This is a genomic window from Stenotrophomonas sp. G106K1, assembly GCF_037969685.1.
Taxonomy (GTDB): Bacteria; Pseudomonadota; Gammaproteobacteria; order Xanthomonadales; family Xanthomonadaceae; genus Stenotrophomonas; species Stenotrophomonas lactitubi.
In genome coordinates this window covers 125,360-150,732 of sequence record NZ_JBBPFR010000002.1, presented here as the reverse complement: position 1 = coordinate 150,732, position 25,373 = coordinate 125,360, and the positions used below count along the sequence as shown (strand labels likewise).

23 protein-coding genes are annotated in these 25,373 nt (G+C 65.8%); 14 read left to right on the top strand and 9 right to left on the bottom strand.

Annotation, left to right across the window (positions count from 1 at the left end; genetic code table 11):
* Window positions 1–104: 104 nt before the first annotated feature.
* The gene (locus WKB25_RS02960) at window positions 105–1,643 is read left to right on the top strand and encodes a diguanylate cyclase (RefSeq protein WP_340568683.1); all 1,539 of its coding nucleotides are present in this window, start codon (window positions 105–107) and stop codon (window positions 1,641–1,643) included.
* Between the two features lie 95 nt (window positions 1,644–1,738).
* On the opposite strand, the gene WKB25_RS02955 is transcribed toward WKB25_RS02960, so the two are convergent.
* Window positions 1,739–2,665: a DUF808 domain-containing protein gene (locus WKB25_RS02955; RefSeq protein WP_340568682.1), complete on the bottom strand. Its 927-nt coding sequence runs from the start codon at window positions 2,663–2,665 to the stop codon at window positions 1,739–1,741.
* A gap of 200 nt (window positions 2,666–2,865) precedes the next feature.
* On the opposite strand from WKB25_RS02955, the gene WKB25_RS02950 reads away from it, so the two are divergent.
* On the top strand, window positions 2,866–4,557 hold the full coding sequence (locus tag WKB25_RS02950; RefSeq protein ID WP_340568681.1) for an AarF/UbiB family protein: 1,692 nt from the start codon (window positions 2,866–2,868) through the stop codon (window positions 4,555–4,557).
* A 271-nt stretch (window positions 4,558–4,828) separates the two neighbouring features.
* Window positions 4,829–6,934, top strand: a complete 2,106-nt coding sequence (locus WKB25_RS02945; protein ID WP_340568680.1) for a phosphoglycerol transferase I — start codon at window positions 4,829–4,831, stop codon at window positions 6,932–6,934.
* A 566-nt stretch (window positions 6,935–7,500) separates the two neighbouring features.
* Here WKB25_RS02945 and WKB25_RS02940 read toward each other — a convergent pair.
* Window positions 7,501–9,930, bottom strand: a complete 2,430-nt coding sequence (locus tag WKB25_RS02940; protein WP_340568679.1) for a DUF3772 domain-containing protein — start codon at window positions 9,928–9,930, stop codon at window positions 7,501–7,503.
* 90 nt (window positions 9,931–10,020) lie between these two features.
* On the bottom strand, window positions 10,021–10,269 hold the full coding sequence (locus tag WKB25_RS02935; protein WP_089237451.1) for a hypothetical protein: 249 nt from the start codon (window positions 10,267–10,269) through the stop codon (window positions 10,021–10,023).
* 182 nt (window positions 10,270–10,451) lie between these two features.
* On the opposite strand from WKB25_RS02935, the gene WKB25_RS02930 reads away from it, so the two are divergent.
* The 3 genes from WKB25_RS02930 to WKB25_RS02920 all read left to right on the top strand — a co-directional run bounded on the left by WKB25_RS02930 (window position 10,452) and on the right by WKB25_RS02920 (window position 12,784).
* Window positions 10,452–10,946 carry a lipocalin family protein gene (locus tag WKB25_RS02930; protein ID WP_340568678.1) on the top strand — a complete coding sequence of 165 codons (495 nt, stop codon included), beginning with the start codon at window positions 10,452–10,454 and terminating at the stop codon, window positions 10,944–10,946.
* A 12-nt stretch (window positions 10,947–10,958) separates the two neighbouring features.
* Window positions 10,959–12,167, top strand: coding sequence for an FAD-dependent oxidoreductase (locus tag WKB25_RS02925; protein WP_340568677.1), 1,209 nt, complete (start codon window positions 10,959–10,961; stop codon window positions 12,165–12,167).
* Between the two features lie 125 nt (window positions 12,168–12,292).
* The gene (locus tag WKB25_RS02920) at window positions 12,293–12,784 is read left to right on the top strand and encodes a hypothetical protein (protein WP_340568676.1); all 492 of its coding nucleotides are present in this window, start codon (window positions 12,293–12,295) and stop codon (window positions 12,782–12,784) included.
* A gap of 645 nt (window positions 12,785–13,429) precedes the next feature.
* On the opposite strand, the gene WKB25_RS02915 is transcribed toward WKB25_RS02920, so the two are convergent.
* Window positions 13,430–13,612, bottom strand: a complete 183-nt coding sequence (locus tag WKB25_RS02915; protein WP_340568675.1) for a hypothetical protein — start codon at window positions 13,610–13,612, stop codon at window positions 13,430–13,432.
* Complete coding sequence (locus tag WKB25_RS02910; RefSeq protein WP_312704628.1) at window positions 13,612–14,046, bottom strand: PepSY domain-containing protein; 435 nt, start codon at window positions 14,044–14,046, stop codon at window positions 13,612–13,614. The genes WKB25_RS02915 and WKB25_RS02910 overlap by 1 nt, the downstream gene beginning before the upstream one ends.
* Before the next feature lie 148 nt (window positions 14,047–14,194).
* On the opposite strand from WKB25_RS02910, the gene WKB25_RS02905 reads away from it, so the two are divergent.
* Genes WKB25_RS02905 through WKB25_RS02895 form a run of 3 tightly spaced genes read left to right on the top strand, consistent with a single transcriptional unit; the run spans window position 14,195 to window position 16,460 of the window.
* The gene (locus WKB25_RS02905) at window positions 14,195–14,485 is read left to right on the top strand and encodes a PepSY domain-containing protein (protein ID WP_340568844.1); all 291 of its coding nucleotides are present in this window, start codon (window positions 14,195–14,197) and stop codon (window positions 14,483–14,485) included.
* Window positions 14,485–15,144: a response regulator transcription factor gene (locus WKB25_RS02900; protein WP_340568673.1), complete on the top strand. Its 660-nt coding sequence runs from the start codon at window positions 14,485–14,487 to the stop codon at window positions 15,142–15,144. Before WKB25_RS02905 ends, WKB25_RS02900 begins: the two co-directional genes overlap by 1 nt.
* Window positions 15,141–16,460 (top strand): HAMP domain-containing sensor histidine kinase, encoded by a 1,320-nt coding sequence (locus tag WKB25_RS02895; protein ID WP_340568672.1) that lies wholly within the window; start codon window positions 15,141–15,143, stop codon window positions 16,458–16,460. The genes WKB25_RS02900 and WKB25_RS02895 overlap by 4 nt, the downstream gene beginning before the upstream one ends.
* A 118-nt stretch (window positions 16,461–16,578) precedes the next feature.
* On the opposite strand, the gene WKB25_RS02890 is transcribed toward WKB25_RS02895, so the two are convergent.
* Entirely contained in the window at window positions 16,579–16,899 is a 321-nt protein-coding gene (locus tag WKB25_RS02890) for a DUF6122 family protein (protein ID WP_033832425.1), read from the bottom strand.
* A gap of 43 nt (window positions 16,900–16,942) precedes the next feature.
* On the bottom strand, window positions 16,943–18,832 hold the full coding sequence (gene speA, locus WKB25_RS02885; protein WP_340568670.1) for an arginine decarboxylase: 1,890 nt from the start codon (window positions 18,830–18,832) through the stop codon (window positions 16,943–16,945).
* A 179-nt stretch (window positions 18,833–19,011) separates the two neighbouring features.
* Between speA and speE the strand changes: the two genes are divergently transcribed.
* On the top strand, window positions 19,012–19,866 hold the full coding sequence (speE, locus tag WKB25_RS02880; RefSeq protein ID WP_191077689.1) for a polyamine aminopropyltransferase: 855 nt from the start codon (window positions 19,012–19,014) through the stop codon (window positions 19,864–19,866).
* A 205-nt stretch (window positions 19,867–20,071) separates the two neighbouring features.
* Here speE and WKB25_RS02875 read toward each other — a convergent pair whose 3' ends face one another.
* Entirely contained in the window at window positions 20,072–20,977 is a 906-nt protein-coding gene (locus tag WKB25_RS02875; RefSeq protein WP_049465655.1) for an aspartyl/asparaginyl beta-hydroxylase domain-containing protein, read from the bottom strand.
* Between the two features lie 440 nt (window positions 20,978–21,417).
* On the opposite strand from WKB25_RS02875, the gene WKB25_RS02870 reads away from it, so the two are divergent.
* Window positions 21,418–22,077, top strand: a complete 660-nt coding sequence (locus WKB25_RS02870) for an RIO1 family regulatory kinase/ATPase (RefSeq protein WP_340568669.1) — start codon at window positions 21,418–21,420, stop codon at window positions 22,075–22,077.
* A gap of 113 nt (window positions 22,078–22,190) precedes the next feature.
* On the opposite strand, the gene WKB25_RS02865 is transcribed toward WKB25_RS02870, so the two are convergent.
* Window positions 22,191–22,529, bottom strand: a complete 339-nt coding sequence (locus WKB25_RS02865) for a P-II family nitrogen regulator (protein ID WP_032977217.1) — start codon at window positions 22,527–22,529, stop codon at window positions 22,191–22,193.
* A 158-nt stretch (window positions 22,530–22,687) separates the two neighbouring features.
* On the opposite strand from WKB25_RS02865, the gene WKB25_RS02860 reads away from it, so the two are divergent.
* The 3 genes from WKB25_RS02860 to WKB25_RS02850 all read left to right on the top strand — a co-directional run bounded on the left by WKB25_RS02860 (window position 22,688) and on the right by WKB25_RS02850 (window position 25,360).
* Complete coding sequence (locus WKB25_RS02860) at window positions 22,688–22,939, top strand: accessory factor UbiK family protein (RefSeq protein ID WP_180165170.1); 252 nt, start codon at window positions 22,688–22,690, stop codon at window positions 22,937–22,939.
* Between the two features lie 125 nt (window positions 22,940–23,064).
* Window positions 23,065–23,499, top strand: coding sequence for an NAD(+)--rifampin ADP-ribosyltransferase (arr, locus tag WKB25_RS02855; RefSeq protein WP_340568667.1), 435 nt, complete (start codon window positions 23,065–23,067; stop codon window positions 23,497–23,499).
* Window positions 23,500–23,668: 169 nt separating this feature from the next.
* Window positions 23,669–25,360, top strand: a complete 1,692-nt coding sequence (locus tag WKB25_RS02850) for a hypothetical protein (RefSeq protein WP_340568666.1) — start codon at window positions 23,669–23,671, stop codon at window positions 25,358–25,360.
* The last annotated feature ends 13 nt before the right edge of the window (window positions 25,361–25,373 follow it).

Below are 25,373 nucleotides of genomic sequence, written 5' to 3'. Positions count from 1 at the left end.
CACACCTCCACTGCGGCATCCTGTCGCCCATCCTATCGGTTCAAGCCACCGCCAGTTGCGCCGATATGCTGTGACCAGCCCCCTGCCACCCCAGGATTTGTTCCATGACGGACCAGCCCGACCCCCGCCCTGCCCCCGGCACCGCCATCGGACCGCCTGCGCGCGTGCGCGCGGTTGTCGATGACGGGCGCGGCGATCGGGTGGTACTGCAGGGCGGTAGCAGCGTGGCGTTGCAGCAGCTGTTTGCCGGGGCCGATGCACCCGAGCCGCTGCTGGCCGCCTTCGCCAATGGCATGGCCACCCTGCCGGGCGAGCTGGGCGACATGGGTGATCGCCTGCAATCGGCGCAGGCCAGCGCCGATTGGCCGCGCTATGGCCGGGCGATGCGGCAGCTTATCGACAAGTACATCCGCACCATCGACCAGCATTCGCCCGATGGCCAGCCCGACAGCCTGCGCCTGTCCGAGCAGTTGCGGTTGCTGCTGGGCGGCGCGGTGGTGGCGCTGCTGCAGCACGATCCCGACCTGCGCGAGCAGGCCCAGGCACTGGCCGTACGCCTGCGCCAGTGGCAACCGGGCGCGGCACTGGAGCCGATCGAACAAGGTGCGCGCGAGTTGGGTCACCAGATCGGCGTGCGCGCCGAGAGCTGGCAGGAACAGCAGGCGTTGTTGCTTGAGTTGTTCGCGCTGCTGCTGGAGAACGTCAGCGAGCTGCTGGATGACCGCAGCTGGCTGCAGGGCCAGATCGCAGCCGTGCGCCAGTTGCTGGCCGGGCCGCTGGAAGCCGAATCGGTCGAGCGCACCCGCGCCGAGCTGCGCGAAGTGATCTACAAGCAGGGCCTGCTGCGGCAGGGAATCGACGATTCGAAAGCAGCCATGCGTAGCCTGATGGGCGAGTTCATCGAGCGCATGGACGGCATGGCTGCCAGTACCGGTGAATACCACGACCGCATCGGCAGCTACGCGCTGCAGCTGCGCGAGGCGCGCAGCATCGCCGACCTCAACCACCTGCTGCAGGAAGTGATGCAGGACACTGGCAAAGTGCAGCAGCAGGCGGCGCAGGCACGTGATCACCTGGCCAGCGCGCGGCAGGAAGTGGAACGCGCCGAGCAGCGCATCAACCAGCTGGAACAGGATCTGCGCGCAGCCGGCGATCTGGCACGTATCGATCCGCTGACCCAGGCCCTGAACCGGCGTGGCCTGGATGAACTGCTGCAACGCGAACTGGCCCGCGCCGCACGCAACAACTCGCCGCTGGGGCTGGCGGTGATCGACCTGGATGATTTCCACCAGACCAACGACGAACACGGCCACGCCGGCGGCGACGCCCTGCTGCAGCACCTGGTGGCGGTGTGCCGCCTGCTGCTGCGTGCCACCGATGGCATCGCCCGGCTGGGCGGCGACGAGTTCGTGCTGGTCCTTCCCGAAACCCCTGGCGCGGACAGCATGGCCACGGTGCAGCGGCTGCAGCGCTCATTGGCGCATCGCGTGCTGACGCTGCAGGAGCGGCGCATCCCCGTGCATTTCAGCGCGGGCCTGGCGCAATGGCAGCCGGGCGACGATGCCGATTCGCTGCTCCGGCGCGCCGATGACGCGCTGTACGCGGCCAAGCGCCAAGGCAAGAACCGGGTGCAGGCGGGGTGATGATCCAACGTGCGGACTCTGTAGCGCCCGAGCCCATGCTCGGGCGGCGGCGCGGAGCGCCGTAGAGCAGCCGAGCGTGGGCTCGGCTCTACAGATTACTTGCCGCGCAGCTTCTGGAAGCCGGTCACCACCGCCAGCACGATCGCACCGGCGATGATGCCGACCACCATGTTGCCCAGCGCGTTGACCAGCCAGCCCCACTGGCCTTCACCGCCCAGCGCCTGCACCACGTGGTGCAGCGGTTCAACGTTGTGCACCAGGATGCCACCGCCGACCAGGAACATTGCCGCGGTTCCGGCCACCGACAGGAACTTCATCAGCCACGGTGCCGACACCAGCAGGCCGCGGCCGACTGCCGCCAGCGCCGCGCCCTTGCGCGACAGGTACAGGCCCAGGTCGTCCAGCTTGACGATGCCGGCGACCAGCCCGTAGACGAACACGGTCATCGCCAGCGCGATCACCACCAGGGTGCTGACCTGGTTGATGAACGACGCCGTGGCGACCACGCCCAGCGACAGCACGATGATTTCGGCCGAGAGGATGAAGTCGGTGCGGATCGCGCCCTTCACCTTGTCCTTTTCCCACGCGACCATGTCCACCTGCGCATCGGCCAGCGCCTTGCGCCGCTCGGCCTGGTGTTCGGCGTCCTCATCGGCGGAATGCAGGAACCGGTGCGCCAGCTTCTCCACGCCCTCGAAGCACAGGAAGGCGCCGCCGATCATCATCAGCGGCACGATCAGCGGCACGTTCCAGCCGCGGCTGTGCAGCCAGGCTTCCAGCGCGCTGATCGCCAGCGCCGCCGGCACCAGGATCACCTTGTTCACCAGCGAGCCCTTGGCCACCGCCCACACCACCGGCAATTCACGGTTGGCGTTGACGCCGGTCACCTGCTGCGCGTTCAGCGCCAGGTCGTCGCCCAGCACGCCAGCAGTCTTCTTGGCGGCGACCTTGGTCAGCACCGAGACGTCGTCGAGCAGGGAGGCGATATCGTCGAGCAGGGCAAACAGGCTGGCACCGGCCATGGGGGATCCAGTTGAGGGAATGAGCGGATTCTGACCGATACCGGGGCGGCTGAGGAAGCGGTCGGATTCACCGCGTGCCTACCGCCCCCCGGCGACACTGCAAAGTCCGATAGTGCCGTCCGTTGGCCGGCAACCGCGAAGCTCCGGATATTGCCGGCCAGCGGCCGGCACTACCTGTTCTAGTCGCATGGGAGTTCCACTTGAGCAAGCCGCCCACCGCCGCAGCCAATCCCCCGCTGATCCGGGGCATGAACCGGCGCAGCCAGATCCTGCGTCTGTTGATGCGCTACCGCCATTCCGGCGTGTTCTCCGGCATGAACCTGGACGCTGCGGGCAGCCACACCGACGTGCCACCGGACGGCAATCCCGAGCAGTTCGTCAGTGACCTGGAAGCGCTGGGGCCCACCTTCGTCAAGCTCGGGCAGATGCTGTCCACCCGCCCGGACATGGTGCCGGTGGAGTTCGCCACCGCACTGGAGCGGATGCAGGAGAAGGTGGCCGAGATCCCGGTCGAACGTATCCATGCCATCGTCGAGCAGGAGCTGGGCGCGCCGGTGAACAAGCTGTTCGCCGCATTCGATCCGCAGCCGCTGGGGTGCGCGTCCATCGCCCAAGTGCATCGCGCGGTGCTGCATGACGGCCGCGAGGTCGCAGTGAAAGTGCAGAAGCCCGAGGTGGCCGCGCAACTGCGTTCGGATCTGGAAGTGCTGCGCAGCTTCGCCCTGGCCGCCGACCACCTGACCCAGATCGGCCGGCGGGTGCGCCTGCGTGACTGGCTCAACGAGTTCTCCAAGACCCTGATGCAGGAGCTGGATTACCACGCCGAGGCCGAGAACCTGTCGCGCTTCGGCCGTCATCTGAAGCCGTTCCGGCGCCTGTGGATTCCGCAGCCACTGTGGGATTACTGCAGTCATCGCGTGCTGACCATGGAACTGGCCAGCGGCGTACGCGTGGATGCCATTCCCGATGTGCGCCGTACCGAAGAAGCGATGGACCCGCTGGCAGCGGCGCTGATCCGCGGTTACCTGGACCAGATCTTCGTGCACGGCGAGATCCACGCCGACCCGCACCCCGGCAATCTGCGGGTGATGCCCGACGGGCGCCTGGCGATCTTCGATCTGGGCATGGTCGCGCACATGCCGCCACGCCTGCGCGAGCGGCTGCTGAAGATCCTGTTCGCCGCCGTCGATGGCCGCGGCGAGGAAGTGGCCGATGACCTGATCAGCATCAGCACCCGGCTGGAGGCCTTCGATGAGGAGCGCTACCTGCGCGAGACCGGCCAGCTGATCGCACGCTACGCGGCCAGCGCGAATTTCTCCGAAGGGCGTGTGGTGCTGGACATGGTTCGCATCGCCACCTCGTCCGGCTTGCGCACGCCGCCGGAGCTGAGCTTGCTGGGCAAGGCGCTGCTCAACCTTGAAACCGTATGCCGCCTTCTGGCACCGGATCTGGATACCCGCCGTATCGTCGAGCGCCAGCTGCAGCATGTGATGCGCGCGCGCCTGAAAAAATCGCTGTCGGCCGCCAACCTGGCCAGCGAAGCAATGGAACTGCAGCAGTTGCTGCGCGATGGGCCGCGCAAGCTATCGGACATCATGGCGCTGCTGGCCGAGAATCGCCTGCAGATGAAGGTGACCGGGCTGGAAGAGTCGCGATTGATGGAGAACCTGCAGAAGATCGCCAACCGTGTTGCGGCCGGCATCATCAGCGCGGCGTTGATCATGGCGGCGGCGATGATGATGAAGATCGATACCGGCTGGCATGTGCTCGGCTATCCCGCCATCGCCTTGGTGCTGCTGTTGATCGGCGTGGTGCTTGGTCTGGGCATCGTCACCAGCGCATTGCTGTTCGATCGGCGTGCGCGTTCGCGCGAGGAACGTGGACATCGATAGCGTTGATGCGCTGTCGTATCCACGCGTGTCGCGGATCTACGAAAACAGCGCATTCATGCGATTTTTAATGCAATCGAGCGTGAGTTTTCACGCTCGATTTACGTTCGCGGCGTGATATCGCACGCGCGATTTCAACAAACATTTCAGTCAGGTTCGTGCATGCACTATCAGGTCATCGGCCTGTCATGCAGATGTGCTTGCAGCAGCGCCGGTCGGATGGACACGCGTCGGTACGACGTCCATCGCCACCCCGTCACTGCCGAAGCTGCCCATGCTCTGGATTCTGCTGCTGTCGCTGTTGTTGTTGTCCTGGTTGTTCCTCGCGTCCGCAAAGTGGGTGTGGTGGAAAGCCGGCTTGTTCTCGCTGTTGCTGCTGGCGCTCAGTGCCTGGTGGCTGATCGACAAGCTGTCCGGTGACGGACTCAACGCCGCTACCCTGTATCACCTGGGTGCGGACATGGAGGGCGCCGGTGTCGCCGACTTCAAGGGCTATATCGCCGGCTTCATCGTGCTGGCTGCCGTGTCGCTGCTGCCGCTGTTCGCCACGCGGGTGAAGCGTTGGCACCGCCCCACGGCCGGTGGTGCGTGGTTTGCCGGTTTCGCCGCGCTGTGGGTGGCCACGATCATGATCAGCCCACTGGCGCGCGATGGCCAACGCCTGTACCAGCAGCTGCGCCCGGTGGATTTCGCCCGTATCGCCCCCGAATACCAGGTACCCACGCAGGCCCTGCAGCGCCCACGCAACATCGTCTGGATCTACGGCGAGAGCCTGGAGCGCACCTATCTGGATGAGGCCGTGTTTCCCGGCCTGATGCCCAATCTCAACCGCTTGGCGGCCAGGTCGCTGGATGTACGCGGGCTTGCCTCGGCCGAAGGCGGCGGCTGGACCATCGCCGGTCTGGTGTCATCGATGTGCGGCGTGCCGCTGACCACCTCGCAGGGCGATGAGAACAGCATGGACCGGATGGGCAGCTTCCTGCCCAAGGCCGTGTGCCTGGGCGACTACCTGAAGCAGCAGGGCTACACCAACCATTATCTGGGCGGCGCCAACGGCCAGTTCGCCGGCAAGGGCCAGTTCCTGGCCAGCCATGGCTTCGATGAAGTGCATGACCTGGCGTGGTTCAAGCAGCAGAAGAAGATCGGTCGCATCCACTACTCGGCGTGGGGCGTGCATGACGACGTGCTGCTGGACACCGCCTACCAGCGCTTTGAGCAGCTGTCGCGGCAGGACGCGCCGTTCATGCTGACCACGCTGACCATGGACACGCACCACCCGGCCGGGCATCTGCCGGTGGCCTGCAAAGGCACGCGTTACCAGAGCCAGCACGGCAACATCGGCATGCTCAATGCGCTGAAGTGCACCGACCGCCTGATCTCGCAGCTGGTCGAACGCATCCAGGCCAGTCCGTATGGCAAGGACACGCTGATCGTGATCGCCTCCGATCACCTGGCCATGCCCAATGATCTCAGCCATATCCTGACCAGGCAGAAGCGCGAGAACCTGCTGCTGTTCCTCGGTGACGGCGTGACCCCGCGCCAGCTGGCGGCTGAAGACGGCTCGACGCTGGATTCCGGTGCCACCCTGCTCAGCCTGCTCGATCCGAACCTGCAGACGATGGGCTTTGGCCGGTCGCTGCTGGATGACAAGCGCGCACCGAGTGCCAGCGCCGCAGCGCGTCGCGATGGTGGCCGCGACTATCCGCAGTACCTGGCCTTCGCGCGCTCGCTGTGGCTGGGTGAACCCACCCGGCAGCTGAAGATCGACGGCGACGACCAGGTGGTGGTCGGCCTGCAGCACGTGCAGCCGCCGGTGCTGCTGGAGTACGACAAGGACTGGGACCTGAAATCGGTGTACCTGGAGAACACCTCGCGCCAGTTCGACGACGCGGACCCGGACAACACCTTGGCCTACGTCGATCGCTGCACCGCGTTCGAGGATGGCTCAGCCGACGGCGACTGGTGCGCGCTGCTGGTGAACCGTGACAACGGCATCAAGCTGTACCGCGATGGCCAGCTGCGCAACGGCATCGACGTGGATGCGCCGCTGGATGCGTTCCAGGGCCCTCGCCCCAGCGTGCGCCAGGCACACATGATCACGCAGAAGGGCCGCCGTACCCGCGCCGGCCAGTACATGCTGCAGCTGGTGGCGAGTACGCGCCCGGATCGCGGTTTCTGGATCGAAGCGGTGTCCTCGCAGCGCAAGGTAGTGCTGGCCCAGCAGTGGGTGCAGCCCGATGCCGACGGCAAGATCAATGTGTCCTTCGGCCTGGACCACGAAGTGGATGATCTGGAGATCCGCGCGTGGTTGAACCATGCCGAGAAGCTGGCAGTGGATACGTTCGCACTGGTGCCCTCGCGCGGGCGGCCGCGGGGATAAAGGGGTTTCGGCAGGGCTGCGCCCTGCACCTGCCGAAGCCGAAGCAACGGCAACAGCCGAAGCAAAAGCGGGTTTCCTGTGGGATGGCGGGGTGGGTCCGGTTGCGGGGGACGCCGTGAATCCGTCCATGGAGGCTTGGCCGCGGCATCCATGCCGCGGACACCCCCGCAACCGGACCCACCCCGCCTTCGACAGATTTCCGCGATCTGTCGGAATGTCATGGCCTGCTTTTGGTGGGTGTCGACCTTGGTCGACACGTAGATCCACGCCATGCGTGGATGCTTTTTGATCAATTGTCGAAATATTCGATTTCGATGGAGATTCATCCACGCATGGCGTGGATCTACCAGACATCGGGAAACTGTCGAAGGTGGGGCGGTGTCGGATTGCGGGGTGTCAGCCGCATGGATGCGGCTGCCAAGCCTACAAGGACGTACTTGCGGCGTCCCCGCAATCCGACACCGCCCCGCCACCCCACGGAATACCCGCGTTTGCTGTTGCTTCGGCTGTTGCCGTTGCTTCGGCCTCTGCAGGTGCAGGGCGCAGCCCTGCCGCCCCAACTCCTCTTACTGCTGCGAGTCTCGGGTGATGTGGATGTCGGTCGGCGTGGACAACGGAATATTCCGCTCGGCCAGGATCTGCAGCAGGCTGAAATACAGATCGCTGCGCGTGCCATACACCTGCCGCGGGCTGGCCACGTAGGCGAAGCTGTTGATGGTGATCTGGCCGCCGGCGATGCTGTCTATGTACACCGATGGCGCCGGCTGCTGCAGTACCGTGTTGTGGGCGCCATAGGCATCCAGCAGTGCCTGTCGCAGGCTCGCAACGTCGCTACTGGCCGGCACCGCGAACTGGATCTGGATGCGGCCTTGGTTGTTGCCCATCGTCATGTTGCGGATGGTCTTGGTGATCAGTTCCGAATTGGGCACGATCAGGGTGGACTTGTCGCTCACCTGGATCTCGGTCGAACGCACGTTGATGCGCTTGATATCACCTTCCTGGTCACCCAGCTTCACCCAGTCACCGATCTTCACCGGGCGTTCGGTCAGCAGGATCAGTCCCGAGACGAAGTTCTGGATGATCGCCTGCAGGCCGAAGCCGATACCCACCGAGAGCGCGCTGACCAGCAGCGCCAGGTTCTTCAGGTTCAGGCCCATCGCGGTCAGCGCCCACAGGCCCACCAGGATGATGCCGACGTAGCCGGCGATGGTGCTGATCGAATTTCGTGCACCCAGGTCGAGTTCGGTCTTGGGCAGGTAGGTATCGGTCAACCAGCGCTGCAGCAGCTGGGTCAGGCCCATGCCCACCAGCAGCACCAGCACGCCGGTGACGATGCGGCCCGGCTGCAGCGTCAGGTCCTTGTTGATCACAATGCCATTGGCCAGCGAGGCGATGCGTTCAACGATCGTGCCGATGTTGCCGAACGGTGCGGCCAGCGCCAGCAGGGCGATCAACACCACCAGGGTACGCAGCATCGCCGACAGCAGCACGCCCGCCTGTTCCAGCTTCGACACGCTCAGCCCGGTGCTGAGCAGGATGGTCTGGCCAACCTTGCTGTCAGCGTTGAGCAGCCAGGTGGAGAAATCGTCGACGAACTTGAACAGCAGGGTTGCGGCCAGCACCACGATGCTGCCGCCGATCAACTGCTGGTTCACGAACTTGGCGAAGTTCACATAGCCCATCAAGGTGGCGATGATCGCGGCCACCACGGCGATGTTTCCGGCTACCCGTGCCAGCACCAGCCAGCTGCTGCGGCGTACCGGAACGGCCGCGCCCTGGCCGTCGGCCTGTGCTTCCAGCTTCGCCTCGGCCTCGGCGGTCTGCCGCCGATGCAGGCGCGCCAGGGTCACCAGCATGGCCATGATCAGGCCCAGGTAGGTCAGCGCGATCACGCCGTCCAGCGCCACCGTGGTGACATCGCTGGTGCGCGTGGCGCGATCAAGTGCCACCAGCACCGTGCTCAGCCAGGCTAAGGCCGCAGCACCCCAGGCGTACTTGCGCAGTTTCAGCGCGGCAGTGTCATCGAGGTTCAGCAGCCGCCAGGAGGGCCGCTTGGGCACCAGCAGGCAGGCGCTGAGCGCGGAAATGAAGGCCGCCGCGAACGTCGCCGCCTGCACGCCTTCAGCCACGCTCTGCAGTCGCGGCGGAATCGCGCCGATGGCATCCAGCGCGGCCACCAGCACCACCACGGCGTAACCGGGCAGCAGAGTGCCCACCAGCAGCAGCCACATGGCCAGGCCGGAGCGGCGCAGGCGACCGTCGGGGGCGCGCTCGGACGCAGCGAACCGGCGCCCCAGCGCGCGCAGCCACAGGCGCAGCGGGAACATCATCACCAGTGCCGCCGCCAGCCCCAGCAGCAACGTGCCCCAGCCATGGGTGGCAATGGCCGTGGTCAGCGCGGCGCGGCCCTGCTGGGCCAAAGGAGTGACGCGGGCGATATCGTTCGGCAACTGGTCAGCCACCTGTCGCCACAGCGTTGGCGACAGTGGCGAGGCGACCTTGCGCCCCAGTTCCTCGGTGCGCTGCGCGTTGCGCTGTTTGTCGATGTCCGCGCTCAACTGCTGCGCACGCACGGCACTGGACTTGGCCTGGGCAATCGATGCCGCCAGGGCATCGCGCTGGCGCGTCAGCGTGCGCCGCTGCGCGGCCAGCTCCGGCGGTTCAGTGGTGTCCTTGGGCGCATCGCCCAGCTGCGTCAGCTGCTCGTTGAGCTGGTCCAGCTGCGGCTGCAGGGTCTTTTCCAGCGCCTCGGCATCGCGCTTGGCCTGTGACGCATTTTCCGAAAGCGTGCCCAGCGTTTCGGTGGCTTCGGCATCAACGCGCTTGCGCTGAACATCCTTCAGCGTGCTGTCGATCTGCGCCAGCTGCTGCTTCGGTGTGGGGTCGTCATCCTGGGCCAGCGCCGGCACAGCCAGCAGCAGCGTGCAACACAACAGCAGGCCCAACCACGGGCCACGCACCAGGATCGTTCGGAAGAAGGAAGACAAGCCAGCCATACCGTTTTGCGCGGACCACCGCGCCTGCGCGCGACTATACGGCAGGTACTGTAAACGGCGGATGCGCAGGCGCTGGCCGCCGGTCGCGGCTCAGTACTTCAGGCGCAGCTCTTCCACCTGCGGCTGCTGCAGCGCGTACCACTCCTGGAATTCTTCCTCGGTGATCTCATCCGGCGCGTACACCGCGATCGGGTGCCAGGCATGGTCGGTCGGCAACGGCTGGCGCGGCCCGGCGCGCAGGCTGTAGGCCACGCCTTCGTAGTCCACCAGATCGTCGACCTGCGGCCACTGCTCGCGGGCGAACTGGGTTTCACTCTTCAACAGGATCACCTGGTACATCGGCACCTCCACTGCGGTTGGATCGGAAAAACGCGACGCTGGCGGAAGCATACCGCTGCGCCGATAACGGCACGCGCTCCGCCCGGGCGACGGAACGTTCTGGACATGGCCCTCGCCCCGGCTTCACCCGCCCGTGGCAGCGCCCTCGTCATCGTGGAGGTCCTCTCCTGCCACGCCTGACAATGACCGACCTGCCACCCCTGAAGACCGTCACCGACCTCAAGCTGCCCCGCTACCTGGGCACCTGGTACGAGATCGCCCGCCTGCCGATGCGCCACGAGCCGGAGGGCTGCACCGACGTGTCGGCCCACTACCAGCTGCTCGACAACGGCAACGTGGGTGTCACCAACCGCTGCCGCATGGATGGCGAGGTCGAGGAAGCCACCGGTGAGGCCTGCGCCATCGACAACGACAGCGCGCGGCTGGAAGTCAGCTTCCTGCCCAAGGGCCTGCGCTGGCTGCCCTTCGCCAAGGGTGACTACTGGGTAATGCAGGTGGCGCCGGACTACAGCGTTGCCCTGGTCGGCAGCCCGGATCGCAAGTACCTGTGGCTGCTGGCGCGTGAGCCCCGGCTGGATGCCACCGTGCAGGACCATTATCTGGCTGCCGCCCGCCTGCAGGGCTTCGATCTGTCCGAACTGATCCAGACCCCGCATACCGGCCATCCCACTGCCTGAGCACGAACGCGCATGGACCTGAAGAGTGGCTACCCGTGGTGGGCGGTGCGCAACGGCCTGATCCAGGCCTTCCCGCCGCTGGAACAGGATCTGCAGTGCGATGTGCTGGTGGTCGGTGGCGGCATCACCGGCGCGCTGATCGCCGATGAGCTGTCGGCCCATGGGCACGATGTGGCGGTGATCGAACAGCGCGACATCGGCTGGGGCAGCACCGCAGCCAGTACTGCGTTGCTGCAGTACGAGATCGACACCCATCTGCTGGAGCTGGCCTCGCAGTACGGCGAAGACGCTGCGGCGCTGGCCTACCGGGCATGCGCCGCTGCGATCCCGGCCCTGCGCCAAGTGGCACGCGGCTTGAAGGATGTGGATTTCAAGCAGATGGACAGCCTATACCTGGCCAGTCGCCGCCGTGACGTACCGCGGCTGATGGCCGAAGGCGAGGCACGTCGTGGCATCGGCCTGGATGCGCGCTGGCTGGACCGAGACGCGCTGCAGGAACGTTTCAGCGTCGATGCCGGCGGTGCGCTGTTGACCCGTCAGGCTGCGCGCGTGGATCCGTACCGTCTGGCCTATGGCCTGCTCGAGCGCGTGCGCAAGCGCGGCGGCGTGGTCCACGACCGTACCGTGCTGCATGCCCTCACCCCCAGCGCGCGCGGCGTGACCGCCCGCACCGAATCCGGCATGCAGATCCACGCCCGCCACGTGGTGCTGGCGATGGGCTATGCCAACCAGCAATGGCTGGACCCGCGCGTAGCCCGCAACCGCAGCAGCTATGCCTTCATCACTGACCCGATCAACGCCGACGAGCTGGGTTGGTTGCAGCGCACGATGGTCTGGGAGAGCGCGCGCCCCTACCTGTACCTGCGCGCCACCGGCGACCGTCGGCTGCTGGTGGGCGGGCTGGACGACGCCATCGATGTTCCTGCCCGCCGCGATGGCCGGGTGGACAGCAAGGCCCGCAAACTGATGAAGCAAGTGCTGCAGTGGTTCCCGCACCTGCAGCCGACCCCGGCGTTCTCGTGGGCGGGCACCTTTGCCGAGACCGCCGACGGCCTGCCGTTCTTCGGGCCGCATGCGCAGTGGGGCCCGCGGGTGCAGTTCGCCATGGCCTACGGCGGCAACGGCATCACCTATTCGATGATCGGTGCCGAGCTGCTGCGCGCCGGGATCGAGCGGCGCAAGCATCCACTGGCGGCGCTGTTCGGGTTCGGGCGGTTGTAGCGTGCAGCCAGGCATGGCCTGGCTCTACCGCAAGCGGGCGCCGACAGGCATCATTCAAGCAACGCCTGCTAGCGTCGGCCTGTACCGCCGCGTGCTGCGCGGCCCCTCTCCGTTGGAGCGCCGTCATGATCCGCCCCCTGACCCTGCTGCTGTGCCTGGCCGCCCTGCCCGGGACCGCGTTGGCGCAGTCCGCCGCCGGCGCCACCGCGCCGCAGGCGTCCGGCCTGGACCTGTCCGTGCCGCAGACGCCGATGCGCTATCTCAACGATCCGACGCTGCAACAGGATCCGCCCGGCACGTTCTACGGCGACAAGACCGGCCCGCGCGTGAATGGCGACGGTAGGATCGCCGACGTGACGGATGACAAGGTCAAGGTGTCCGGCAGCTTCACCACCGGCATCGGCTACGCCAAGAATTACGGCAACACCCACTACAACGCCGCCACGCTCAACCTCAGCAAGAACTACACCAACGATGAAGGCAAGACCCGTGGGGTCAACGTCAACATCCACGTGAGCGAAGGCAAGGGCCCGGGCTTCTTCGGGCCGTATGGTGGTGGTGGCTACTACGGTGGTGGCCCCGGCTATTGGGACTACCCGCCGCCTTACGGCTGGTAATCCGCGCCTTGGGTGGGTGTCGACCTTGGTCGACGCGCTCTTCCGGCCCTGTGCCGACCAAGGTCGGCATCTACCGAAGCGCAGCTCAATCCAGCCAGCGGCAGGCTCTACCCGCCATCAATCGGTGGGTGTCGACCTTGGTCGACACGCTCTTCCGGCCCTGTGCCGACCAAGGTCGGCATCTACCGAAGCGCAGCTCAATCCAGCCAGCGGCCGGCTCTACCCGCCATCAATCGGTGGGTGTCGACCTTGGTCGACACGCTCTTCCGGCCCTGTGCCGACCAAGGTCGGCACCTACCGAAGCGCAGCTCAATCCAGCCAGCGGCCGGCTCTACCCGCCATCAATCGGTGGGTGTCGACCTTGGTCGACGCGCTCTTCCAGCCCTGTGCCGACCAAGGTCGGCATCTACCGAAGCGCAGCTCAATCCAGCCAGCGGCCGGCTCTACCCGCCATCAATCGGTGGGTGTCGACCTTGGTCGACGCGCTCTTCCGGCCCTGTGCCGACCAAGGTCGGCATCTACCGAAGCGCAGCTCAATCCAGCCAGCGGCAGGCTCTACCCGCCATCAATCGGTGGGTGTCGACCTTGGTCGACACGCTCTTCCGGCCCTGTGCCGACCAAGGTCGGCATCTACCGAAGCGCAGCTCAATCCAGCCAGCGGCCGGCTCTACCCGCCATCAATCGGTGGGTGTCGACCTTGGTCGACACGCTCTTCCGGCCCTGTGCCGACCAAGGTCGGCATCTACCGAAGCGCAGCTCAATCCAGCCAGCGGCCGGCTCTACCAGGTAGCTGTCGACCTTGGTCGACACGCCCACCCCAGCAGGCATCAATCCAGCCAGCCATCACGCTCGCTGTGCAGGATGCGGCCGTCATAACCACTCACGCGCACTTCCACACGCTGGTTGCGGGCATTCCGCGCTTCCAGCGACCACGTTGCACCATCGCGTTCCAGCGAATGGATCTCACGCAGCCCCTGCGACTGCGCCTTGGCCAGCACCTGCTCGGTGCCCAGCAGCGCGCGGCTGTCGTGCTCGTCGAAGATCTCGCCGGTCTTCGGGTCCACATACACCTCGCTGAAGCGACCATCGGCACGGCTGACATCGGCTTCCCACAGGCCATCATCGCGCTCGATCTCATGGATCTGGGTGTAGCCGGCCTTGCGCAGGGTCTGTTCGACCTGGGCCATGCCCAGCGGTGCGGCCTGGGCAGCGGGAGCGACGGCGAACGCAACGACAGTGGCGAGGGTGAGCGACTTCAACATGGGGGTTCTCCTGTTCGGTGCCGGACCATCCCGGCAACGCCACGATGCGCCGCGTGGTTAACAGCCACTTAGCCGGCGCTGTTAGCCAATGGTTAGTCAGCGGCCGCACACTCGTGCCTGTTCCCCATTCCCCATCATCCACGTGCCGATCCTGCCTTCCCTGTCCCTGCTGCTGGCACTGGCCAGCGCCCCGACCGCCCACGGCCCTTCCCAGGACCCGGCACAGCAGGTCGCGCGCCGGGCCGTGCAACAGGGCCGTTACGTGCCGCTGGAAAGCGTGGTGCGCGATGCGCTCAAGCGCCACCCCGGCCAGCTGCTGGAAGTGGAGCTGGACGATGGCGTGTACGAAGTGGAGATCCTGCGCGCCAACGGCGTGGTGGTGGAGCTGGACTATGATGCGCGCAACGGCAGGCTGTTGAAGACGGAGCTGGACGACTGATGCGCATCCTGTTGGCCGAAGACGATGGCGCATTGGCCGAGCGCCTGCAGCCGCTGCTGGAGCAGGCCGGTTACGTGGTTGAGGTGGTGGCCGATGGTCGCCAGGCCGAGGAGATCGGCCAGGTGGAAGACCTGCAGGCCGCCATCGTCGATCTGGGCCTGCCAGGGCTGGACGGCCTGAGCGTGATCGAACGCTGGCGCGGCAACGGCCGCGACTTTCCGGTGCTGGTGCTGACGGCGCGCGGACGGTGGCACGACAAGCTGGCCGGCTTCGATGCCGGCGCCGACGACTACCTGACCAAACCCTTCCAGGCCGATGAACTGGTGCTGCGCCTGCGCGCCCTGATCCGCCGCAGCCGCGGCCATGCCAGCCCGCGCCTGCAGTGCGGTCCGCTGCAGCTGGACGTCAATGCCGGGCGCTTCGACCTGGATGGCCAGGCGTTGGCGCTGAGCCCGCAGGAATTCCGCCTGCTGAGCTACTTCATCCACCACAGCGGCCAGGTGATCGGCCGCGACCGCCTGGGCGAACATGTGTTCGATGGCGGTCACGACCCGGATTCGAATGCGCTGGACGTACTGCTGGGGCGCGTGCGCCGCAAGCTTGGTGCGGACCTGATCCAGACCGTGCGCGGCCAGGGCTGGCGGTTGGCTGCGCCGTGAGCCGGCAACCGTCACTGCGACGCCGGCTGCTGCTGGCCGGCGGCATCGGCCTGCTGCTGGTCTCGGCACTGGCCAGTGCGCTGCTGGGCGAACTGTTCAAGCGCAGCGCGCGCGACCGCCTGGACAACGAACTGCAGCAGGACATGCTGACCCTGCTGGCGCAGGCCGAGATCGATGCCGACGGTCAGCTGCAGCTGCGCCAGGAGCCCAATGACGCGCGTTTCCAGCGTGTGTTCTCCGGCGCCTACTGGCAGATCGCAGATGGCAGCGGCAAGGTGCTGCTGCAGTCGCGTTCGCTGTGGGACGAGACGTTGCCCGTGGCCGCCAATGGCACGACCGAACGCAATCTGCCAGGGCCGCTGCAGCAGTCGCTGCGCGCGCGCGTGCAGCAGGTGCGCCTGCCACGTGCGAGCGAGCCCTATGTTGCCGTGGTCGCCACCGATCGCAGCGCACTGGACGCGGATGTCGCCGCGTTCCGCCAACGCAGCGCGATGGCGCTGGCCATCCTGGTCGCCGCATGGCTGGCGGTACTGGCCAGCCAGGTGCGTTTCGGCCTGCGCCCGCTGCAACGCCTCGGTACGCAGCTGGAGCGTGTGCGCCGCGGCGATGCACAGCGCATCGATACAGCGGGATTGGGCGCTGAAATCGCGCCACTGGGTGACGAGCTCAATGCGCTGCTGGACCACCAGCAACGAATGGTGGCGCGCGCGCGTACCAGTGCACAGGACTTGGCGCATGCGCTGAAAACGCCACTGAGCGTGCTCGCCGCCGAAGCTGATGGCGAAGGCCGCGCGTGGCGCACCACGCTGCGCGAACAGGGCGCGCGCATGCAGGTCAGCGTCGATCGCTATCTTGCCGCCGGGCTGACCGCCGACCATCGCGAACGCACGCCGGTTGCAGCGGTGGCGCAGTCGATGGGCGGGTTGATGGCCCGCGTGCATGGTGACCGTGCGCTGCAGTTCCAGGCCGAGGGTATTGCCAGCGACCTGCAGTTCGCCGGTGCCAGCGCCGACCTGGAAGAGATGCTTGGCAACCTGCTCGACAACGCCGGCAAGTGGGCGCAGCGGGAAGTCACAGTGACGGCGCGCGTGGACGAAAGGCAGTTGCGCATCGACGTGCGCGATGACGGTCCAGGTCTGGCAGCCGAGGCACTGGCGCAGGTCACCCAGCGCGGCGTGCGGTTGGATGAGCGCGAAAGCAGCAGCGGCCTGGGGTTGGCCATCGTGGGCGATATCGCCGCCAGTTATGGCGGGCGGTTGGCGTTGGAAAATGCGCAGCCCGGATTGCGCGCCACGTTGTGGTTGCCGATGGGGTGACGTGCCGCTGCGCTCGCCGGGCATGGCCCGGCGCTACCGGATCACGCGCCACCCGGTAGGTGTCGACCTTGGTCGACACGCATCAAGAGCGCCGACCAAGGTCGACATCTACCAAGCCTCAACGGTGATGCATCCACCAGCAGTCGATGGCATCCAGCACGATGTGGATCATCAAACCGATGCCCACCAGCCGCGTTTTCTTCGGCACGCACAGGCCCGCATACACGGCAATCGCCGGCGCGGTATGCAGTGGATGGAAGCCGATGCTGCAGCGGTTCGGGGCGTAGATCGGGTCGGCCAGCAGGTGGTCCAGATCGATTATCCAGCCCAGCAGCAGCAACAACCACGCCGAGGCGAAGCGCTTGCGCCAGAACAGCCATGCCAGCAGGGCTGGCACGGCGGCATGCAGGAACAGGTGGAAGATCGCGCGGGCGCTCATCAGCACCGGTAGCGCCGGGCCATGCCCGGCGTTCCCGTCACCCTCAGATCAGCGGTTCGTCGGACAGGTAGGTGTAACCGGTCAGGCCCGCTTCCAGCGCTTCGGACAGCTCCTGCGCGCGCTCCGGCGACAGGCCCGCCGATGCCACGCGGTCGGCGTAGGCCGCACGCAGGTCATCGAGCTTGTAGCCCACGTAATCCAGCATCACATCGGTGGTGTCGCCGCGACGCTGCTGGGTGATGGCGTAGCCATCGGCATCGGCCAGCACTTCCACCGCGTCGGTATCACCGAACAGGTTGTGGATGTCGCCGAGGATTTCCTGGTAGGCACCGACCATGAAGAAACCGATGCGGTAGCTTTCGCCGTGCTTGATCGCGTGCAGCGGCAGTGAGCTGTCCAGGCTTTCGTTCTCGACGTAGGTCTTGACCATGCCATCGGAATCGCAGGTCATGTCGGCGATGATGCCGCGGCGATCCGGCGCCTCGTTCAAGCGCTCGATCGGCACGATCGGGAACACCTGGTCGATCGCCCACGCATCGGGAATCGATTCGAACACGCTGAAGTTGACGAAGTACTTGTCGACCAGGCGCTCGTTCAGTTCATCCAGTGCCGGGCGATGGCTCTTCTCGTCGTAGCTCAGGCGCGCACGCACACCATGGGCGATGGCATAGAACAGATCGTCGATGCGCGCACGCTGCGGCAGGTCGATCTGGCCCAACGCATAGCTGGACAGGCCTTCAGCGTGGAAATGCTGTGCTTCCTGGAAAAGTTCCACCGCCGGACGCACGTCCAGTTCTTCGTGGATCTCGCGCAGGTGGCGGATCGAAGCCGGCTCGTCGTCGTGCTGGTCCGGCACGCGGCCTTCCTGCGCCTGTTCCACTTCAGACACGTTGGCGATCAGCACTGCGTGGTGCGCGGTCATCGCACGGCCGCACTCGGTGACGATGCGTGGCGGGGTCAGGCCGTGTTCTTCGCAGGCGTTGGCCAGCGGCTGCACGATGTTGCTGGCGTACGAATTCAGGCCGTAGTTGATCGAGCAGAAGCTGCGCGAACGGGTGCCTTCATAGTCCACGCCCAGGCCGCCGCCCACGTCGACGTGGGTGATCTTCGCACCCAGCTGTGACAGCTCGACGAAGTAACGGGTGGCTTCGCGCATGCCGTTGGCAATGTCGCGCACGTTGGAGATCTGCGAGCCCATGTGGAAATGCAGCAGGCTCAGGCAGTCGGCATATTCGGTATCGCGCAGCGACTTCCACAGGTCCAGCAGCTGGCGCGGGGACAGGCCAAACTTGGCCTTGTCGCCACCGCTGTTCTGCCACTTGCCGGCGCCCAGCGAGGCCAGGCGCATACGCACGCCCAGGCCGGGCTTCACGTCCAGCGCCTTGGATTCTTCCAGCACCAGCTTCAGCTCGGACGGCTTCTCGATGACGATGAAGGTCTGCAAGCCCAGCTTGCGGCCGATCAGGGCCAAGCGGATGTACTCGCGGTCCTTGTAGCCGTTGCAGACGATCAGGCCACCCGGGCGCGACAGCGCCAGCACGGCCATCAGTTCCGGCTTGCTGCCCGCTTCCAGGCCAAAGCCCTCACCGTGGTGGCTGGCCAGGGTGCCGGCCACGCCGCGGTGCTGGTTCACCTTGATCGGGTACACGGCGGTGTAGCCGCCCGGGTAGTCCCAATCCTGCTGGGCCTGGGCGAACGCCGCCTGCAGCTTGCCCAGGCGCTGGCCCAGGATGTCCGGGAAGCGCACCAGCAGCGGCAGCTTGGCGCCGGCCGCGCGCGCGGCATCCACCACCTTGGGCAGCGACACCACCGGGCCATCCGCCCCGGTCGGTCTCACCACCATGTGCCCGGCCTGATCCACGTCGAAATAACCATCCGCCCAGTGCGGGATCGAGTAGGTCTTGCGGGCTTGGTCGAGGGACCAATCGGTCATTGCAGTCGGCCTTGTGGCAAATAAAAGGGGGGGCATGATAACGCCTATATGCCCACAGGTTCGTTATCATGCGCGCCCGCGCCCGTGGCAGGTCTGAACCTGAACGGGCCGATCCGTCCGGATGCGTGGCACCCCGCCTTCAGCCCGGCTCCATCCCCTCCGAACAGGAATGCTTTCCCATGACTGACAACAGCAACTGGTACATCGAACACTTCGAGCGCACCGGCTCGGCCATCGGCTACCGCATCACCGGCAAGCTGGACGAAGTGCAGTCGCCGTTCCAGAAGATCGAGATCTTCCAGACCACCGACTGGGGCAACCTGATGACCATCGATGGGGCCATCATGCTGACCAGCAAGGACAACTTCTTCTACCACGAGATGATCAGCCACCCGGTGCTGTTCACCCACGCCGCGCCCAAGCGCGTGGTGATCATCGGCGGCGGCGACTGCGGCACCCTGCGCGAAGTGCTCAAGCACAAGGGCGTGGAGAGCGTGACCCAGTGCGACATCGACGAGCAGGTGACGGTGATGGCGCGCAAGCACTTCCCGGAACTGTGCGATTCCAACAACGACCCGCGCGCCGAGCTGATGTTCGACGACGGCGTGGCCTACATGGCCAACTGCCCGGCCGGCAGCGTGGACGTGGTGATCGTCGATTCGACCGATCCGGTCGGCCCGGGCGAAGGCCTGTTCAACAAGGCGTTCTACGAGAGCTGCTTCAAGGCCCTGAAGGACGACGGCATCCTGGTGCAGCAGTCCGAGTCGCCGCTGATGCAGCTGGAGCTGATCAACGAAATGCGCACCGAAATGGGCAAGGCCGGCTTCGGTTCGTTCAAGACCCTGCCGTTCCCGCAGCCGTGCTACCCCACCGGCTGGTGGAGCGTGACCCTGGCGCGCAAGGGCGACAGCAGCTTCGACTTCCGCCAGGCCGATTCGGCCGCCAAGACCTTCGACACCCTGTACTACACCGCCGCGCTGCACACCGGCGTGCTGGTGACCCCGCCGTTCGTGAAGGCGGCGCTGAAGGGCTGATCGAAACGCGTGCCAACCAAGGTTGGCACCTACCAAAACAAAAACCCGCGCTGGCGACAGCGCGGGTTTTTGCCTTCTGTAGAGCCGAGCCATGCTCGGCCGCTCTTCGGACAGGTTGCGGTAGACCAAGCCGAGCATAGGCTCGGCTCTACAACATGGCCCGCAGAGTCCTGTAGAGCCGAGCCCACGCTCGGCTGTTTTTCCCTTACAGCGCCCAGATGCCAGCGATCACCGCCACCACCAGGCCCCACTTGATCACCTGGTAGGCCACCACGCTGCGCTCGCGCAGGGCCTTGGCCTTCAGCCGCACCTTGTAGACGCTGCCGAAGGCCTTGTTGACGCCGCCGGTCGGGTCACCCGGCAGGTTCGGCGATGCACCACCGGCCAGCAGCGTAGACGCCACCAGGCGGTTGAACAGGCCAGGCAGGCCGAAGCGCAGCGGACGGGCGATATCGCAGAACAGGATCACCCGGTCATCGGGCGTCTCGTTGTGCGCGTGGTGGATATAGGTCTCGTCGAACATCATCCACTCGCCGTCGCGCCAGCTCTTCTTGATGCCGTCCACTTCGATGTAGCAGGCATCGTTGTTGGGCGTAGCCAGGCCCAGGTGCAGGCGCAGCGAACCGGCGAACGGATCGCGGTGCGGGCGCAGCTCGCTGCCCGACGGCAGCTGCGCGAACATTGCCGCACGCACGTCCGGCAGCGATTCCAGCAGCGCGGTGGTCTTCGGGCACATCGCCTTGGCCGACGGGTGCGAGGGGCCGTACCACTTCAGGTAGAAGCGCTTCCAGCCGCGGCGGAAGAACGAATTGAAGCCGGCATCGTTGAACGTGCTGGACGCGGCGATCGCCTGCGCATCGCGCAGCGCCAGCGCCTCGTCGCGGATCATCTGCCAGTTCTGCCGCAGCGGCTCCAGCTGCGGGAATTCCTTGCCCGGGTCCAGGAACGGCGTGGTCGGCACCTTCGAGAACATGTACATGACCACGTTGATCGGGGCCATGAAGCTGGAGTGGTCCAGCAACTGACGCGACCAGCGCGCACGGACCTTGCCACGGAAGTGGATGTACAGCACGCAGGACACGAACAGCGCCGCAAGTACGATTTTGATGATCAAAGCACTTTCCTCCAGCACGCGCCGGACAGGGAAACAGGGCGATGCGGCCGCAGGGCCGGCATCAGTGGGGGAACGCGGCAGGAGACGGGGACGTGCCGGGTGGGTGCGGCCGTCGATGTCGCGTGTAACAGCTTATGGTCGGCAGGCCGTGCGCCGGGGTCAAGCCAAGCGTGCGTGGGCCGCAGCGCTGTGCCGCGAGCGCTGCCGGCCATATTTGCAAGCCATTGAAATTAAATTGCTTTTCGCAAAGTGAGACAGAATTGTCCAAAAAAGCGCGACGAACTGTTCCAGCCACGACGCCGACATTTCTCCGACAAATCGTGGAATAGCGAACTTGCCGGTACTAAAATTGACTTAACGAAAGTTTAGCCAGTTCCCCCGTCGTACCGGTTCGCTTGACGCTTCAGCGCCGCCCACCGGGTCGCCCGAGACCCCACATGATCCCTTCCATTACCCCCTCCCCGTCCTGCGGCGATGACGCCGTGGCGCCGCTGCTGCTCAAGCGCGGCGAGCGTTTCCTCGCCCCCGATGTCTACCGCACCTGCCTGGACGGCCGTCCGGCGGTGGTGAAGGACTACTCCCGTTACCGTGGCACCCCGGTGTCGCCGATCGCCCGGCTGATGGTCCGCCGCGAGGCGCGCATGCTGCAGCGGCTGGGCGGCTGGAAGCACGCCCCGGCCCTGCTCGGCACCCTTGGTGGCCTGGCGCTGGGCATGGAATTCATCCCCGGCCAGACGCTCAGCACCGCGCAGGCCGTGGGCAATGAAGTGTTCGAGCAGTTGCAGCACGCGATCACCCGTCTGCATGCGGCGGGCATCACCCACAACGACCTGCATGGCACCAACGTGGTGGTCAGCGCCGGCGTGCCGGTACTGCTGGATTTCACCTCGGCCTGGCGCGTACCGCGCTGGCTGCGCCGCAACCCGCTGAGCCGGCAGCTGAGCCGCAGCGACATGAAGAACCTGCTGAAGATGCGCCAGCGCGTGACCGGGCAGGCGCCGAGCCCTGCGCAGGCGGCCATGGTGGCCGACCCTGGTTGGGTGGCGGCTGTACGCCAGGGCTGGAAGCGGTTCTACAAGTGGGCCAAGCGTCGGTAGACGCTTCGCTCTGCTGGGGGTCGAGCTTGCTCGACCGCTTTTCTGTAGAGCCGAGCCCACGCTCGGCTGCTCTTTGCACCAGCCGAGCGTGGGCCCGGCTCTACAAAAACGGCTTACAGCGCGTCCGCGTCCAGCTCACCGGTACGAATACGCACCACGCTGCCCAGGTCGTACACGAACACTTTGCCGTCGCCGATCTTGCCAGTGCCCGCCGCCTTCACGATGGCTTCCACCACCACCTCCACCTGATCGTCGGTCACCGCCACTTCCAGCTTCACCTTCGGCAGGAAGTCGACCACGTACTCGGCGCCGCGGTACAGCTCGGTATGGCCCTTCTGGCGACCGAAGCCCTTCACTTCCGTCACCGTGATCCCGGTGACCCCGCGCTCGGCCAGCGCTTCGCGCACGTCGTCGAGCTTGAACGGCTTGATCACCGCCATGACCATCTTCATCGTCTATCTCCTGTATTCCGGCGTGGAGGATAGCGCCTGAACGCGGCCGGTGCGAAACCCGCAGCGCCTGTCCGGCGAGTGGGGGCCAGCAGTATCCTTATCGCCGAACAGCCGTGGCCGCGCCGGATGCGCAGGCCCCCCACCCCACGGAGCACCCCATGATCGACCTGAACCAAATCGATGACCTCGCCCGTCGCCTCAGCGACCTGGTGCCGCCGGGCCTGCGCGAATCGCGCGAGGAACTGCAGGCCACCTTCAAGAGCGCGCTGCAGGCAGGGCTGGCCAAGCTGGACCTGGTGACCCGCGAAGAGTTTGAAGTGCAGCGTGGAGTGTTGCTGAAGACCCGCGAGAAGCTGGATGCGCTGGAAACGGCGGTGCGCGAGCTGGAAGGCCGCGGCAAGGCAGAATAAAAAAGGAGGCGCATCGCGCCTCCCACTTACAGAGTATTTCCCTGTTGGGGCCTTGCAGCAAGGCCCACCCGGCGCCCTAGACTCGCCGGCCTGTCGATCCGGCAGGACAAGTAGGGGTAGCGCCGATGGCGCAGGACACCGAATGGACACCCGTTTCGCATGACACCTGCGACCAGGTCGCCGTGCCGTTCTATCACGGCACCCGGGCCGATCTTGCGGTGGGCGAGCTGCTGAGCGCGGGCTTCCGGTCCAACTATCGCCACAGCCTGGTGATGAACCACATCTACTTCACCACGATTGCCAAGGACGCCGGGCTGGTTGCGGAGATGGCCCGGGGTGAGGGGCGACCGCGTGTGTATGTGGTGGAGCCGACCGGGCCATTCGAGGACCATCCGAATGTGACCAACAAGAAGTTTCCCGGGAATCCGACGCGGTCGTATCGGAGTGCGGAGCCGTTGCGGGTTGTTGGGGAGATTACGGTGTGGGAAGCCTACGATGCGGAGTTCGTTCGGCAGTTGCGGGCGTTTGTGGCGTCGGGGAGTGGGGAGATCATCAACTGATGAATAGAAGTGTCCGTGCTTTGGCAGGCGGACGATCAACGCAGCAGGTTTTCGAACGATGTCCGCTTTCGGCCAAGAGCGGACCTGCCTAACTCTTCTGCGCGGACCGCATCGGAGGAAGCAGTTGCTAACATTGCAAGCTACTCCTCCCTGGAAGGACGTCGCCCGCATGCCTTTCCTCCCGGCGTTCCGCCGAGTCGCAGCGCTGACGCTCGTGGCGTTGCCAGCCTGTCTGTTTCCTACCTTATCAGCGGCCAAGCCTGCTTCTGAGACCGGCGCCTTCATCCACCCCATCAACAATGCCGAAGACGCCCCCTTGGTAGAACTGGGCAGCAACGGCCTGCTGCGCTATGCCTTGTACTCCGAACGCGGTAGCGATCACGCGCGCAACATGGTCCCGGACTTCTCCCGCGCCGGCTATCAGGGCGGCGGCGTCAGTCTGCCCACCCGCTCCAGCATTCCTGTTATCGAGGTTCTTGAGCCAAACGCGGAGGGTGACGACTATCCCCGCATCCAGGCAGCCATCGACGCGGTCGCTGTGCGTGTCCAGGACAGCCGGGGCCTACGCGGCGCAGTCCTGCTGCGGCGCGGCCGCTATAGGTTGAGCAAGACGCTGACCATCCGGGCAAGCGGCGTGGTGTTGCGCGGTGAAGGTCGAGGTGCCGACGGCACAGTGATCCGCTCCGAAGTCAGCGATCGGCAGGGCAGGATTCTTGAAGTGGGCAGCAGCGAATCCGCAGTACCTCGCGCCGCTCTGGACCCACGCCGGACCGCCATCAACATGGACTACGTGCCGGTGGGCGCGATGCTGATCACGGTGAAGTCCGCAGCCGGCTATCGCGTGGGCGATACGGTGTCGATCGCGAGGGAACCCAATGCCCGCTGGGTCGGCCCCGAGGGCATCGATACCGCACGATACCGATGGACGCCCAGCGACTACGCTGTGTACAGCGAACGCGTCGTTACTGCCGTAGACCACGACACGATCACCCTGGATGCCCCGATCATGGATGCCATCGCGACGCGCTTCGGTGGCGGCAGCGTCTATCGCACGGATCCCATCCGTATCTCGCAGGTCGGCATCGAAGACCTCCGCCTTGAGGGTAACCCCGAGACCGGTACGGTCAACGGCACCACCGATTCCGGTCCCTTTACCGCACTCCGCCTGGGTGCAATCTACAACTCATGGGTTCGCGACGTGACCGTGCGTTATGTGTCGCATGGATTCGTGACCCGCAACGGCGCGCAGTTCAATACCCTGCAGGACATTGCCTATCTCGACCCGAGGTATGGCGAAACCCAAGGCGCTCGCCGCTATGTGTTCCTTTACGAGGGCAACGCCGCCTTCAATCTGATCCAGCGCTGCTACAACCAGGGCGGCAGGCATACCTTTGTCATCGGCGCACGGGTGCCCGGTCCCAACGTGTTTCTCGACTGCCTCGCCGTAGGTGACAGCAATGACAGTGGTCCACATCATCGCTGGTCCACCGGCACTCTGTACGACAACACCAAGGGATACATGCTGCGGGCACAGAACCGCCGGTACAGCGGAACGGGGCACGGGTGGGCGGGCGCGCAGCAGATGTTCTGGAACACCGAGCACGACATCTACGTCGTCCAGGCGCCGCCCTTCGCGATGAACTGGAGCGTGGGACAGGTTGGCGCTATTGCGCCTGGGAAGTTCCCGCCTGAGGAGCCTGCGGGGATCGTGCAATCGATGGGCCAGATGGTGACGCCTCGCAGCCTGTATCTGCAGCAGTTGCGTGATCGTCTGGGCGAACAGGCGGTGATCAACGTCACCACTGAAGCGCAACGTGACGGACGTATCTGGGACAGCCTGGCAGCTGGTGTGGGGGAATAGCGCTCGTTCCGGA